The sequence below is a fragment of the Flagellimonas baculiformis genome (genome assembly GCF_033441575.1).
GTDB classification, from domain to species: domain Bacteria; phylum Bacteroidota; class Bacteroidia; order Flavobacteriales; family Flavobacteriaceae; genus Flagellimonas; species Flagellimonas baculiformis.
Genome location: NZ_JAUZVW010000017.1, coordinates 18324 through 32930, shown reverse-complemented (window position 1 = coordinate 32930; position 14607 = coordinate 18324). Strand labels below are relative to the sequence as shown.

Genomic DNA, 14607 nt, shown 5'->3' with positions numbered 1-14607 from the left:
CTAAAAAAGATTCATAAAATGAAAAATAAAATCATAATAGCACTTTTCAGTATTGGACTGTTGGCAAATTTTAGCTGCACCGATTTGGAAGAAGATGTGATTGACGAATCCCTGGAAGGAAGCGGGCAGGCCGAAGCCGTGAGCGGTGCCATAGCCCCGGCCTATGGCCAAGTGGCCTGGGTGTGGAGACACACCAATTATTATGGTCTGCAACTGATCGCTGCCGATGAGGCCATTTTGCCCTACCGTGGGGGAACCGACTGGTATGACGGTGGAAAATTCTTGGAGACGCACTCACATACCATTGCTCCCGGGAACGATTTGGTGGGAAGTTCATGGAACGAAGTCACCAGAAATATTTCCAGGACCTTATCGGCCATTGAGGTATTGCGACCTTTGGCTGAAGCAGGGGATGCCGAAGCAGAAGGGGCATTGTATGAAATGATAGCCTTGCGGGCCTATATGAACATGTTGATGTTGGACAGTTGGGGCCTTGTCTTCAAAAAAGAAGTCTCCAGTGAACTCTCCGAGATCCTAAGGGGTGAGGAGGCCATAGATTATATCGAAAGTGAATTCCTGTCGGTAGTGGATGTCATAAATACCAGCAGAGGGCCGGGAAGGATCACGCAGGCAGCGGTTTGGGGCTTTTTGGCACGATTGAACCTCAACGCAGCGGTGTACCGTGATCCCTACGGAACCCCAAATTTTTCAACCGAGGAAATGGACAAGGTGATCGAGTATACGGATAACATCATCAATTCAGGGGCATTTTCCCTTTCCCCCGAATATTTTGACCTTTTCAATGATGACAACAACTCCAACCCCGAATTGATTTTTGGCGCAGACCAGCGTGGGGTCATGAACAACGAGCACAGCCGATGGGCCTATTGGTCCTTGGCAGGTTCTTGGTTTCCACGGCCAGAGCACCCAAGTGCGGATGGTACCGATGGTCCGGCCATCACCTCTGATTTTTACCAGACATGGGTCGATGCCTACGGAGGTGAAGATCCCGCAGAGGCAGATGCCCGCTTTTTTATGGAGAACCAAATGATTCCAGCCGAATTGCAAGACTTGACGGGAGTGACCCCTGAGAATGATGAGGACCATTACTATTGCATGTCCGCAGAAGATTTTGAGATCAATAGGGGAATCATCAGGGGAGTCATTTGGGGACCAAGAAAGGACGAAAGTGGAAACTTTATGACCTGTGATGCAGGTTTCCGTATCTATCCCGTGATCCAAACCAAAGGAAATGGACCCGATAAGAACGTGGATTATGTGAACCACACTCTCCAAGTGGACTTCACCAACGAAGGAAGATTGCACCGAAACGGGTACAGGGTTTCCAAGTACCAGTTTAGCCGTACCTCTCCCAATGGGAACAACTACAGCAGCGTGGATCTTGTGCTGATGCGTTTGGCGGAGATCTATTTGATGCGTGCCGAGGCCAAGTTGAGAAAAGGGGACAATCCAGGGGCCTTGGCCGATGTAAACTTTGTAAGGGCGTCAAGGACCGCCCGTCCCGATCAAACTCCGGAAGCTTTGGCATCCATCGATTTGGACATCCTTTTCCGGGAGCGTGGTTTTGAATTGTATTGGGAAGGCTTTAGACGCACCGATCAGATCCGTTTTGGACATTATGAGGACACATGGACGGAAAAAACAGATACCGATGTGCACCACAGACTGTTCCCCATTCCACAGAATGCCATTGATGGCGCATCCAATGTGCCAGGTTATTTGGAACAGAACGAAGGATATTGATGCTTCAATAATAGTATAGTATATGCGGCAGGAGGAGTTATCCGCTTGCCGCATATTATTTTCAAACAATAAGCAATATGAACACACATTGGAAATATATCGCCATGGCCCTTTTGATGGGGACCGTGAGTTGCACTACAGGTACGAAAGAGGGAAAAGAAACCGACACCACGACAGAGGAACCCTTGAGCATCATCTTGATGATTGGGGATGGTATGGGCGTTCCCCAAGTATCCACCGCCTATTATTTTGGCAACGGCACACCCAACTTTTCGCGCTTCAAGCATATCGGATTGCACAAGACGTCTGACAAAAGCCATAGGATCACCGATTCGGCAGCAGGCGCGACCGCCTTTGCCATTGGCCAAAAAACCTATAAAAGGGCCATAGGCGTTTCGGTGGATACCATACCCCAAGAAACCATACTGGAGCAACTCCAAAAAGAGGGCTACCAAACGGGGCTTATCAGCCTGACGACCATCACCCATGCTACGCCGGCCAGTTTCTATGCCCATGTGAAGGACAGGGACATGCACGAGGAAATCGCTTTGCAATTGACTTCGGCCAACGTCGATTTTTTAGCAGGTGGCGGTAAAAAGTTCTTCAATAAAAGAGCGGATGGCAAAGATCTTTTCAAGGTCTTGGTGGACAAAAATTATCACTTGGATACCTTGCAGCTTTCCAAGACCGATGCAGGGAAAAGAAATGCGTATCTTCTTGCCGAAGAAGGTGTGCCTTCAAAGACAGAGGGAAGGGAAGACTTTTTGAGTGATGCAACTACTTTGGCCTTGGACTATTTTGGACAAAACGGAAAACCATTTTTCCTGATGGTGGAAGGCTCCTATATTGATTGGGGCGGACATGCCGAAGATGCCGAGATGTTGGTTTCCGAAGTGCTGGACTTTGACAAGACCTTGGGTACCGTGTTGGATTATGTGGAAGCGCATCCCAATACCCTTTTGGTGGTCACCGCCGATCATGAGACGGGAGGCGTCAGCATTGGAAAGTTCTATGAAGTGGACGAAAGCATGGGAAACAAACAGGAAGTTCCCGATAAAGTGTCGGTCAATTTCAACACCGACCAACACAGCGGTGAGCTGATTCCTGTCTTTGCTGCTGGCCATGGGGCCGAAAATTTTCAGGGCATCTATGAAAACAACGAAATTTACCATAAAATCCGTCAAGCGATAGATCAAAAAAAGCCATAACATGAAAGGAACGGTACAGACCGCAATACTCATCATAGGGCTTTTGTGTGCCCATGTGGCCGTCAACGCCCAAGCCAAATACAAAGTCCATTCCCATAACGATTATGTGCAGGAACTGCCCTTTTGGTATGCCTACAGCAATGGGGCCGAATCCATTGAGGCCGACCTGTTCCTTCAAAACGATACCCTCTACGTGACCCATGCCGAGAAGGAAATAGAGCAGGGTAAAACTTTTGAAAAATTGTACTTGGACAAGCTCAACAGCATGGAAAAGTCAAAGGAATTGAGGGAAGTGCAATTGCTCATCGATTTGAAATCGGAGGCGTACGCTACCTTGGACAAACTCGTTGAGGTCCTGGAAAACTATCCACTTTTATTGAGAGGCAAAGTGAAATTTGTGATCTCAGGGAATCGACCACAACCCGATGCGTATAAAAATTATCCGGATTTTATCTGGTTCGATCATCAAAACTTGGACGAGTTGGACAAAATCGATTTGGACAAAATCGATTTGGATAAAGTAGCATTGATCAGTGTGAGTTTCAAGCAATTTTCGGTTTGGAACGGATACGGAAGAATGGTGGCCTCGGAGCAGGAAGCGGTACAGGCTGCCATACAGAAGGCAAAGGCTGCCGGAAAACCTTTTCGCTTCTGGGCCACGCCCGACACCAAGACGGCATGGGCCCGCTTGGCGGACCTAGGGGTGGATTTCATCAATACGGACAAGCCGGCCGTGGCCAAACCTTATTTGGATCAATTGGAGAAAAACACCTTCAAACTGGAACGGCCGCAGGAGGTATACCATCCAAAATTTGGGTATGACGTCGATTCCAAACCTCAAAATATCATCCTGATGATAGGGGATGGCAACGGATTGGCGCAGATCACTTCGGCCATGATTGCCAACAGGGGGAACCTCACCATGACGGAAATAAAGAACATCGGACTCGTGAGGACCGCGTCCCACGATGACCTGATCACGGATTCCGCTGCTGGGGCCACTGCCATGGCCACGGGTCAAAAAACCAACAACAGGGCCATTGGGGTTGGGCCCGATGCGATGCCACTGACCAATCTAGTGGATGTAGTGGCCAGGAAGGGTTTCAACACGGCAATTGTGACCACGGATGCCATATATGGCGCGACCCCTTCTTCTTTTTATGCGCATCGCATTGAAAGGGATGACACACCTGGCCTTGTTGCCGATCTCAACCAAAGCCCATTGGATTTTTTCATGGCAGGGGGCAAAAATGAAGAAAATCAAATCAAAGAAGCCTTTACCACACAACAGTTTGAAACTTTTCAGGAATTTAAAACCCCGAAAGCCATTTACTTAGGCGAAAACAAGGCGCCATCGATGGAAAATGGAAGGGGGGATGCCCTGCCCAAGAGTGTAAAAAAAACCTTGGAAGTGCTAGGGAAGGACAAAGCGCCCTTTTTCTTGATGGTGGAAGCTGCCCAGATAGACAATGGGGGGCATTCCAACAGTACCCGTGACATTGTACAGGAAATGTTGGATTTTGACCAAGCCATTGCGGAGGCTCTTCGCTTTACGGATACACATAAAAATACCCTAGTGGTCATTACGGCGGATCATGAAACCTCTGGTTTTGGCATTGTGGGCGGAAGTATGCAAGAAGGTGTGGTACAAGGCGATTTTTTGACGGTGGACCACACTGGGATCATGGTACCCCTTTTTGCCTATGGTCCCCAAGCCGAAAGGTTCAACGGGGTGTATGAAAACACAGAAGTCTTCCATAAAATTCTCAAGGCACTGGGAATTCGGTAGCCCATTCAATTTTATTTTTTTTGATGCCCGATCTGCCCAGTGCAGTGCGGGCATTTTTTTATAATCGGTACCCAGTCTGGGAATAATGCCCCAACTGGGTAAAAACACCCCACATTGAATCCTCCTTCTTTTTTAAGAATTATTGTTTTTGTACTGATTATCAGTTGGTTGTTTGATTATGTAAGTTTTGGCATGCCCTTGGGCATAGCTTTTGCCCAAAGAGGATTGGTAAAATATCGATGGATCCCCGATCCGGTTGGGTCGATGACAATCGATAGCAGTAAAGAAAAATGGAACAGGTCAGGAAAAAATACAAGTGGAGCATATGTTCCACCTGTAGGTTTTTGTCCTTTTGTGAATTGACGAAGGACAAAAGCAACATCAGTTCATGCAGTGAATACATACACTATATGGACGGACATACGAAAATGTCTTTGTTTGAAAGGTCAAAAAACAAGGTGACTCGAACAAAGAAAGAATTCAACAATTGGTTTTAAACAACAATTATGGTAACAGAAGCACCGAAACAAAAAGTACAGTTGAAGCAGGGCATGTTGGACAACGTCATGAGACAGTTCAGCAATGCAGTGGCCATTATAGGCCTCAATTCCAACATCCGAAAAATATTGGAAGTGACGAACAATGAGATATTGGTCCATTTTCCCGTGCGGATGGACAATGGCGAAGTGGAGATATTTACCGGATACCGGGTACAGCACAACAATGCCTTGGGTCCCTACAAAGGAGGACTACGCTATCACCCAACGGTCGATATCGATGCAGCTAGGGCATTGGCCATGTGGATGACCTGGAAGACCTCCTTGGCCGGGCTTCCCTATGGTGGGGCAAAAGGTGGGATACAATTGGACCCTTCCAAATATTCCTTGGCCGAACTGGAAAGGATTACCCGAAGGTTTACCTATGCCTTGGGCGATAATATCGGTCCCGAACTGGACATTCCGGCACCCGATGTGAACACCAACTCACAGACCATGGCCTGGATCTTGGATACCTATATGTCCACCAAATCCCCAGCAGAGCGATCCACCAATACCCATGTGGTGACCGGAAAACCGATTGGGGCAGGAGGTTCGGAAGGACGGGACAGGGCCACCGGCTATGGAGTATTCCTTACCATCAAGTTTTGGGCGGAACATAAAGGAGTCGACCTAAAGGGCAAAAAGTTCATCGTGCAGGGGTTCGGAAATGTAGGCTATTGGACGGCCCATTTCTTGGAAAATGAAGGTGCCGTACTGGTTGCGGTACAAGATGCCTATGGGACCCTTCACAATGACAATGGTATATCCGTGGAAAACCTTTTGGCCTATTCAAAAGCGAACAAAGGAAGCATTGTTGGCTTTGCAGGAGCCGAACCTTTGGACAATGGGGAGTTCTTTGCACTGGACTGTGACATCTGCGTACCAGCTGCTTTGGGGAACCAAATCACAGTGGAAAATGCATCCAAAATAAAGGCTGCACTTATTGCCGAAGGGGCCAATGGTCCTACAGACGTGGAAGCCGAAGAGATATTGTTGCAACGCGGGGTGGAGATCCTACCCGATATATTGTGCAATTCCGGTGGGGTGATAGGAAGCTACTTTGAGTGGCTTCAGAACCGTAGCGGTGAAATCTGGCAATTGGAAGAAGTGATGGTCAAACTTGAAAAGAAGCTCAGGGAATCCTTCAACAGGGTCATGGAGACTTCCAAAAAGCGAGGGGTCGATAAGCGCACTGCGGCCTTCATCATTGCCATAGAACGCCTTGAGGATGCCTATGTACAACGGGGGATATTCCCATAAATGGAAATCATGAAACACGGAAACCTCATAATCGAAAAAGGCGAATATGTTCTTCTGAAGCGATTGGTGAACCTATCGGCCTATTATGGTGATGAAACGCAGCAAAAATCCATAAAAAAACTGGCAGGGGAGTTGGAGCATGCACAGATACGGAATGAGGAGGATATGCCAAAAGACGTGATCCGCTTCAACACGTGGATAACCATAGGGTCCGAAAATGGGTGGCACAAAAGGTTCAAATTGGTGTTGCCGAAGAACAGTGATGTCACCACCGACAAAATTTCCGTACTGGCACCCATGGGTGCCGCTGTCATCGGTTATGCCGAAGGGGACACTGTGATCTGGGACTTCCCGGGCGGGGAGCGACAACTGACCATATTCAAAGTGGAACAGGAGGAAAACCCAATCAACGTAGATGTAATTGTATGACCTCAAGACTCTTTAACGGACACGATGCCGATGATCGTATCATGCTGAAAAAGGACAAAGTGGAGTTGGGCCATTGGATAAAGAGCCTGGAATATATCCATGAGGAACTTGGCCTTTTGTTGGCGTTGGAGGACCGTTTTTTGGAGGATTCCATGCTCCATGTGGAGCTTTTGGCACTCCAAAGGGAGAATACCGTGAAATCGGGGATGCTCCATCGGTACGAAAATGCCATGCGGAACGCTTGGGAATGTGATGATATGGCCTGCGACACCTATCATCTGGACAATCATGAAAAGCACCGGGAGCTCTATGTGGAACATTTGGAGAGCTACAGGAAATTAAAGTGCAAGGTGTTCTCGCGATTGCTGGCGTGATGCAAAATTGCCCATTCTTTTTTATTGTATTATGAATTTGAATTGTGAAGAAGGAAGATGACGTAGGGACTTTTTTAAAATGAATGGGTATGCCAAGTCTGCAGGATGCAGGCTTGGCTTTTTCATTTTTGGTGAGTTCAAATAAAATAGGACATGATTTTCAAAATGGCGGGCTTAAAATGTAATTTTGTCCATATTGCTTTTAAAGTGGTACCTATGGACAAGGATTTGGGACGATTGCTTTACGATTACCTTTTGAAGACAGGGATGGACAAGGATTTGGCTTCCGACCTCAATCTGGTGCTTCTGTTGTTGATTGTCCTGATCTTGGCTTTTTTTTTGGACCTAGTGGTCTGGAAAGTGCTGCGGGCCATATCCGTTCGGTTGGCCAGGCGCACCAAGAACAATTTTGACAACTTTTTGGTGACCCATAGAGTGCCCCGTTCAGTGGCACACATATTTCCCTTACTGTTCTTGTTTGAGTTCCTGCCGATGGTATTCGTTGACTTCGAATATGCGGGAAGCATAGCTTTAAAGATCATCAAGATACTTTTTGTACTGCAGACGCTTGCCGTGTTCCGGAGATTTTTCAAGAGCACCAAGGATTATTTGAAGACACTGCCGAGGTTCAAGGACAAACCCATTGCCAGTTACACGCAAGTGTTCATGATATTCGCATGGATCGTGGGGCTGCTCACGGTTTTTGCGATTGTAACCGAAACCACCATTTGGAAGTTCATCACCGCTTTGGGTGCAGCTTCGGCAGTTGTCCTGCTCATCTTCAAGGATTCCATTTTGGGTTTTGTGGCCAGCATACAGGTCACGATAAACGACATGGTGCGCATTGGGGACTGGATCACCTTTGAAAAATATGGGGCCGACGGGGACGTGATCGAGATCACATTGGCCACGGTGAAGGTCCAGAACTTTGACAAGACCATCACCACCATACCCACCTATGCCCTGATTTCCGATTCCTTCAAGAACTGGAGGGGCATGCAGGTTTCCGGGGGTAGGCGTATCAAGCGCGCCTTGATCATCCGACAGAAGAGCATCCGGTTTCTGACCCCGGACGATGTGGAAGCGTTGAAGAAGATCCAATTGGTTTCTGATTATATCGTCCAAAGAAGCGAACAGATCAATGCGCATAACCGGGACCATGGGGCCAACAAGGAGCTTTTGGTCAATGGGAGGAACCTGACCAATTTTGGGGTGTTCCGAAAATATGTCACCAATTATCTGGAAAAACATTCGGCCATCAACAAGAGCATGACCCTTATGGTGCGCCAGTTGGAACCTAACCCATATGGGATTCCTTTGGAGATTTATGCTTTCAGCGCCGACAAGCGTTGGGAGAACTATGAATATGTGATGGCGGATATTTTTGACCATCTTTTGGCGGCCTTGCCCTATTTCTCGCTTGAAATATCTGAACTGCCCGCATACTTTGATGGGAAGAAATAGCAGATTTCAATTTTTGACTTGCTGCCGATAGGTTTAATTGGACTGTACCTTCGGTGCTAAACAAATTTGTCCGTCGGGATGGGATTCTAGGTCACATCCACTTGCCTTACAGTTCGTCCTTTGGCCAGCAATAGCCTGGCATCTTCCAAAATCAAGTAGAGACAGGGGACGATCACCAAAATAATGGCAGTGGCAAAGACAATCCCGAATCCTAAGGAAATGGCCATGGGGATCAGATAGAAGGCTTGGCTTGAAGTTTCAAGGATAATGGGCGCCAGTCCGCCAAAAGTGGTCATGGTGGTCAAGATGATGGGCCGAAATCTTCGGAGACCCGCTTCATGGATGGATTTGTATATGGCATCACCTTCTTTTCGGCGTTTGTTGGCATAGTCTATCATGATCAGGGAATCGTTGACGACCACCCCGGAAAGGGCGATCACGCCCATTAAGCTCACCAATGATAGATCATATCCCAATAAAATATGGCCAATGACAGCACCAACAATTCCAAAGGGGATGGCGAGCATCACAATCAAAGGCTGTACATAGCTGCTAAAGGCAACGGCCAGCAGGGAGTAGATCAGCAGCATGGCTATGGCAAAACCGGCACGGAGCACGCTTGTACTTTCACGCATATCGGCTTGGCTCCCTTCAAAACTCCAAGTGATTCCAGGGAAATCCGCCCGCAATTGGGGCAACGTCTCTTCCTGTACCTTGGCAATGACCCTTCCCACCGAATTGGCAGGCTCAACGTCCATTCCCACATTTACCACACGTCTGCCATCCCTGCGATTGATGCTGGTGAAGGCCTCCTGTGGTTCAATCTCCACCACGTCCATCAGAGGGACTTCCACGCCGTCCGGGGTACGGATCAAAAAGTTTTCCAGGTTTTTGATGTCCTTCCGTTCGTGCAGGGGCAATTTTACCCGCACTTCAATTTCGTCCATCCCACGCAGTTGGCGCATGGCAAGGGCCCCAAAGAATGCATCCCTGACTTGTCTTCCCACTTCATCCGAAGTGAGTCCCAGATTTCTGCCTTGTGGCAATAGTTTGAAATTGTATTGTGTCTTTCCCTTGTTGTAATTATCGGTCACATCGCGGGTATTGGAAAAGGCCCGCATCCGGTCCACAAAGGCAGCACTGGCTTTTTCCAATACATCGATATTGGAATGGCTCAAATCGATGCTGATGGCTTGTCGGGCCCCGCCGGGCCCACGTTCCGCTTCAAAAGTGATTTGGTCCACCCCTTCGATGTCCCCGATATTGTCGCGCCAAAGGGCGATTACCTCCCCTGCTGTGATGTCCCTTTCGTCTGGGGGAAGCATCACAATTTCAACATCTATAAAATTCTGGCCACGGACATTGGTCTTGATCCCTTCGGCCACTTCGTACAGATTATGCTCCTCGAACATGCGTTGGGTGGCCTCGGAAATGTCGTGCGCCACCTTGGCGGCTTGGTCAGGGGTCGTGCCCACGGGCAAACGCACCCCGGCCTCGATTTCATCCGCGGCCACTTCGGGCATCATGATCATTCCCATGTGGCCACTATAGCCGTACCCACCGACTATCAGCAAAAGAGTGACGGCAAGGCTCAGGGTGATGTATCGGTGTTTTAAGCACAGGTCCAGTAGGGGACGATAGCGTTTTTCCACCAGATTGTCAAACCCTCTGGCGAAGCTTTCTTGCCAGCCCTCCAGTTTCTGCACCCATTTATTTTTGTTCTTTTTCTTTTGTAAATGGCCCAAGTGCGATGGTAGAATAAAAAGGGCTTCGAGCAGGGAGACCGCTAAAATAACAATGACCACGGCAGGCAGGGGCTGCCAAAATTTCCCTGTCTCCCCCGGCATGAAGAGCAGGGGCACAAAGGCAATGATGGTGGTAACGATACTAAAGATAACGGGCAAGGAGACATCTTTGGTCCCGGCAATGGCGGCTTGCATGGGGCTAAGACCCTTTTGGCGGTATTCGTACACATTTTCCCCCACCACAATGGCGTCGTCCACCACAATGCCGAGCACCACCAAAAAACCGAACATGGAAATCATATTGACGCTGACACCGATCAAGGGCAGAACGATCATTCCTCCGATAAAGGAAACCGTCATACCGATCATGACCCAAAAGGCCAATCGGTATTCCAAAAACAAGGTCAGAATGATCAATACGATGACGATGGCCAGAATGCCATTCTCCGTGAGCAAAGAAAGTCGTTCTTGATAATCCGCAGCGCGGTTGCTATCAATGCGATGGTTGACACCCGGCGGAAATTGATAGTCCTTAAGGATGTTTTCGACCACTTCCGCAATCTCCAAGGGTGATTGGTCGCCAATCCGGAATATCTGAAGCTCCACATAATTGGCTTGGTTGAACTGGCCATGAAACCCGGTTTCCTCAAAACCATCCGTAATGGCGGCAATGTCCTTCAGATGGACTTTTGCGCCGTCCGGTGAGGATACAATGGTGATGTTTCCAAATTCTTCGGCCCATTGTTTGCGCTCTTGCATCCGGAGTAAGATTTCACCGCTCTGGGTCTGAACGGCCCCTGCAGGCACATCGTTGCTGCTCTGTTGGATCATATCGGCCACTTGGCCCAAGGTCAGGTTGTATTTTTGAAGGTTGAGTCGGGGAATTTCCACACGAGTCTCAAATTCCGGTACATTGTTCAACTCCACCTGTGTGATTTCTGGATTGCTGAGCAAAATGGTACGTAGGCGTTCCGCAATCTGCCGCAAGGTCCAGATATCGGCATCCCCATACAATCCAATTTGAAGCACATCCCTTTGCCGGGATTGCAGGCTCACTTCGGGCCGTTCAATATCATCGGGGAATGTACGGATGCGGTTGATGGCCTGGTCAATATCCTGAAAGGCCTTCATACGCTCGGTACCTGCAACGAGTTCAATACTGACCTGCCCAGACCCTTCATTGGCCTGCGAGACGATTTCCTTGATGCCCTGAACCCCACGAATAGCTTCTTCAACGGGCTGCAATACCCCTTGTTCCACCTCCGCTGGTGATGCTCCGGGGTAGGCGACGGAAACTTCCACAAAATCCAACTGGAATTCAGGGAAAACCTCTTTCTGAATCGTGTACATGGTGAACAATCCACCTCCTATCAATACCAGCATCAATAAATTGGTGGCAATGGAATTGCGGGCCATATAGGCTATGGCGCCTTCTTTTCGCGGGGATTTGTTTTTGGTTTCCTTCTCCTTCATCCTACTCTTTTTCTTCGTTGGTTTTGGTGCGGAGTTCAATGCCGTCCGTAACAGTGCTGAGGTTGGTGGTCACGACCATATCATCTTGGTCCAATCCTTTACTGATATAGGAATGGGTGTCATCGGTCAGTACAATTTCCACATCACGGATTTCCAATTTTCCATCTTCCATGACCCAAACGGTTTGGTTGTTTCGGATGTAATCCCTGCTCAGCCGCACCACATCTTCAATGGGATTGCCCTGTATTTTGACTTCCACGAAAGTTCCTATCATCAATTTGGGCTGTTTCTCCATGGCCTTTGTTGTGGAAAGAGGGTCGGGGACCTTCACCAATACCCGGGCCAATCGGGTCTGTCCATCCAAGGCACCTATCTGTTTGTCCAAATACCCTTCCCTGTAGGTGTTGGGGGGCCATGCGGTTGGATTTTCAATACGGACCAGGGAACCTTTTTCGGAACCATCATTTGAAAAATCCAACCACTGGAGCTTGGAAACAGGGAGCGCAGCGGTGACCCAATAGTGTTCGGTCCCCACCAATCGACCTAGATCATCTCCTTGGGACACTTGGGAGCCATTGGTCACATTTTGGCTAAGGATATGCGCATCAAAAGGGGCGCGGATGGTGGTCCGTTTCAAATCGAGCTGTGCTTGGCCCACTGAGGCCTTTGCTGCATTGATCGTGGCTTTCACTGCGTTGAGTTGTGGTTTTCTCAGTACCAGTTGCCTTTCTTCTTCGGAAAGGGGGTTATCGCCAAAAAGGGAGTCGTTGCTAATGAGTTCAAGGTCTTGTTCCGCAATTTGCTGGCGTCCCATTTCGGTGGCCAGAGCGGTTTCGGACTGCAAGAGCTCACTCTTCCTCAATTCGAGCGTGTTTTGATAATCGGATGGGTCTATTTGCAACAATACCTGATTCTTTTTGACAAAACCGCCTGGAGTGAATGCGGGGTCCCTTCGAACGATCTGTCCGGATACAAATGGACTCAGAATGACGTCTTCCACGGGCTGAACGGTTCCGGTAGCGACAATGGTGGGGTCAAACGTGCCGTGCTCCACGGGGATCACATCGACCAAAATGGCCGTTTCAATGCTGGCCCCCTCGCTTTGGGCTTCGGGTTCCGTGAAAAAAATAAGCGTTGTGACCAAAATGCCACTTACCAAAATGGCCAAACAAATCAATAGTATTTTTTTACTGCTCATACAGTTGCTTTACGTTACGGTTTTGGTTTTCAAGATCTCTGCCTGTTTCAAAACTTCCGGCCAGTGCGCGGTACAATCCGATCCGAAACTGAATGTGCTGGAGTTGTGCCGCTACGTAGTCCCTTCGTAATTGCTGTTCCTGATCAAGGCCCACCAACACATCCAGATAGGGGCTGAACCCATTCAAAAATTCAACCCGCAATTGTTTGTTGCTTTTTTCCGCAAGTTCCAATTGCCGCTGAATGTTTTCCAACCGTTGCTGTTGCATGATGTCCTGCACAAGGGCATTTTCCACTTCTTGAAAGGCAGTTAGGGTAGTTTGTCCATATTGGTAAAGTCGCTGTTGTTTTATGGCAAGGGTCCTGTCCACCTCGGCGTTTAGTTGGCCCCCGTTGAACAGTGGGGCCAAAATATTTCCGGCCAAGGAATAGGCCCAATTATCAAAAAGATTTTCAAAACTGTTCGAGCGCAATTGTCCCCTTGCGCTTATGGATATTCTGGGATATTTGCTTCGAACTGCCGAGGCCCAATCTTGATCGGCGGCCAGGAGTAGGGCATAGGATTGTTGAAGGTCCGGTCTGCGTCTCACAAGTTCGAGGGGCAATCCGGTTTCTGGTAGTTCAGGTACTTTGGGCAGGTCAACTTCTTCAAAAAATAGACTGTCCTGGGGTTGTTTTCCCAAGAGCACGGCCAACTGGTTTTCCAGGACTTGGACATTGGTGGAAAAGATGATCTGTTGTTCTTTGGTGCTCTCCAACAATTGCCCTTGCCTAAGAATGTCAACGGCCCGTATCTGCCCGCCAGTGAATCGGGACCGGATAAGTTTGATGATGGCCTCATTGGTCGCAATCTGATTCTCGGTGATTCTCAATTGTTTTTTAGCGGCAACCAGTTGATACCAGGTGGAAGTAATCTCAGCGGAGAGCGAAATGGCCGCGGCACGATAGTCAAAAAGGCTGGCCTCGGCCCTGAGTTTTTCGGCCCTGACCGCAGCTCCGATCCTACCCCAAAGGTCCAGTTCGTAATTGGCCAAAAAACCCAATTGGGTGTTTTCCCCTCCCACAAAGTCAGGTTCCGGTAAATTGATGGCCGATTGGGCCGATGCACTGATTTCGGGCCATTTATTGGATGCTTGTCCCTTGACCACGGCTTTTGCGGCCAAAAATTGTTGCCAAGTGGCGGCCAAATCCAAATTGGATTGCAGGGCACTATCGATCAATGTGTTCAAATTTTCGTCCTCAAAGGCGAGCCACCATTTATCTTGAATGGCTTGGGTTCCGGTTTGGGAGAATTTTTGGGGTTCGTCAATGGGCAGCTCCGTATTTGAAAATTTGGGAGCGCAGCCCACCATTAGAACTAGTATA

11 protein-coding genes are annotated in these 14607 nt (G+C 48.5%); 8 read left to right on the top strand and 3 right to left on the bottom strand.

Annotated features, from left to right (window positions below; genetic code table 11):
• Window positions 1–18 precede the first annotated feature (18 nt).
• From SD450_RS18250 to SD450_RS18215, 8 genes are all read left to right on the top strand, one after another.
• On the top strand, window positions 19–1764 hold the full coding sequence (locus SD450_RS18250) for a RagB/SusD family nutrient uptake outer membrane protein (RefSeq protein WP_318345817.1): 1746 nt from the start codon (window positions 19–21) through the stop codon (window positions 1762–1764).
• Window positions 1765–1841: 77 nt separating this feature from the next.
• Window positions 1842–2972: an alkaline phosphatase gene (locus tag SD450_RS18245; protein WP_318345816.1), complete on the top strand. Its 1131-nt coding sequence runs from the start codon at window positions 1842–1844 to the stop codon at window positions 2970–2972.
• 1 nt (window position 2973) lies between these two features.
• On the top strand, window positions 2974–4761 hold the full coding sequence (locus SD450_RS18240; protein WP_318345815.1) for an alkaline phosphatase: 1788 nt from the start codon (window positions 2974–2976) through the stop codon (window positions 4759–4761).
• 114 nt (window positions 4762–4875) lie between these two features.
• Window positions 4876–5124 (top strand): hypothetical protein, encoded by a 249-nt coding sequence (locus tag SD450_RS18235; protein ID WP_318345814.1) that lies wholly within the window; start codon window positions 4876–4878, stop codon window positions 5122–5124.
• Between the two features lie 143 nt (window positions 5125–5267).
• Window positions 5268–6560 carry a Glu/Leu/Phe/Val family dehydrogenase gene (locus SD450_RS18230; protein WP_318345813.1) on the top strand — a complete coding sequence of 431 codons (1293 nt, stop codon included), beginning with the start codon at window positions 5268–5270 and terminating at the stop codon, window positions 6558–6560.
• A gap of 9 nt (window positions 6561–6569) precedes the next feature.
• On the top strand, window positions 6570–6989 hold the full coding sequence (locus SD450_RS18225) for a GreA/GreB family elongation factor (RefSeq protein WP_318345812.1): 420 nt from the start codon (window positions 6570–6572) through the stop codon (window positions 6987–6989).
• The gene (locus SD450_RS18220) at window positions 6986–7363 is read left to right on the top strand and encodes a hypothetical protein (RefSeq protein ID WP_318345811.1); all 378 of its coding nucleotides are present in this window, start codon (window positions 6986–6988) and stop codon (window positions 7361–7363) included. Before SD450_RS18225 ends, SD450_RS18220 begins: the two co-directional genes overlap by 4 nt.
• A 216-nt stretch (window positions 7364–7579) precedes the next feature.
• Window positions 7580–8827, top strand: a complete 1248-nt coding sequence (locus SD450_RS18215; protein WP_318345810.1) for a mechanosensitive ion channel family protein — start codon at window positions 7580–7582, stop codon at window positions 8825–8827.
• A gap of 86 nt (window positions 8828–8913) precedes the next feature.
• On the opposite strand, the gene SD450_RS18210 is transcribed toward SD450_RS18215, so the two are convergent.
• From SD450_RS18210 to SD450_RS18200, 3 genes are read right to left on the bottom strand one after another with little or no spacing between them, the layout of a single operon-like run.
• Window positions 8914–12045 carry an efflux RND transporter permease subunit gene (locus tag SD450_RS18210; protein WP_318345809.1) on the bottom strand — a complete coding sequence of 1044 codons (3132 nt, stop codon included), beginning with the start codon at window positions 12043–12045 and terminating at the stop codon, window positions 8914–8916.
• Window position 12046: 1 nt separating this feature from the next.
• Entirely contained in the window at window positions 12047–13243 is a 1197-nt protein-coding gene (locus tag SD450_RS18205; RefSeq protein ID WP_318345808.1) for an efflux RND transporter periplasmic adaptor subunit, read from the bottom strand.
• Window positions 13233–14594: a TolC family protein gene (locus SD450_RS18200; RefSeq protein ID WP_318345807.1), complete on the bottom strand. Its 1362-nt coding sequence runs from the start codon at window positions 14592–14594 to the stop codon at window positions 13233–13235. Before SD450_RS18200 ends, SD450_RS18205 begins: the two co-directional genes overlap by 11 nt.
• Window positions 14595–14607: the final 13 nt, after the last annotated feature.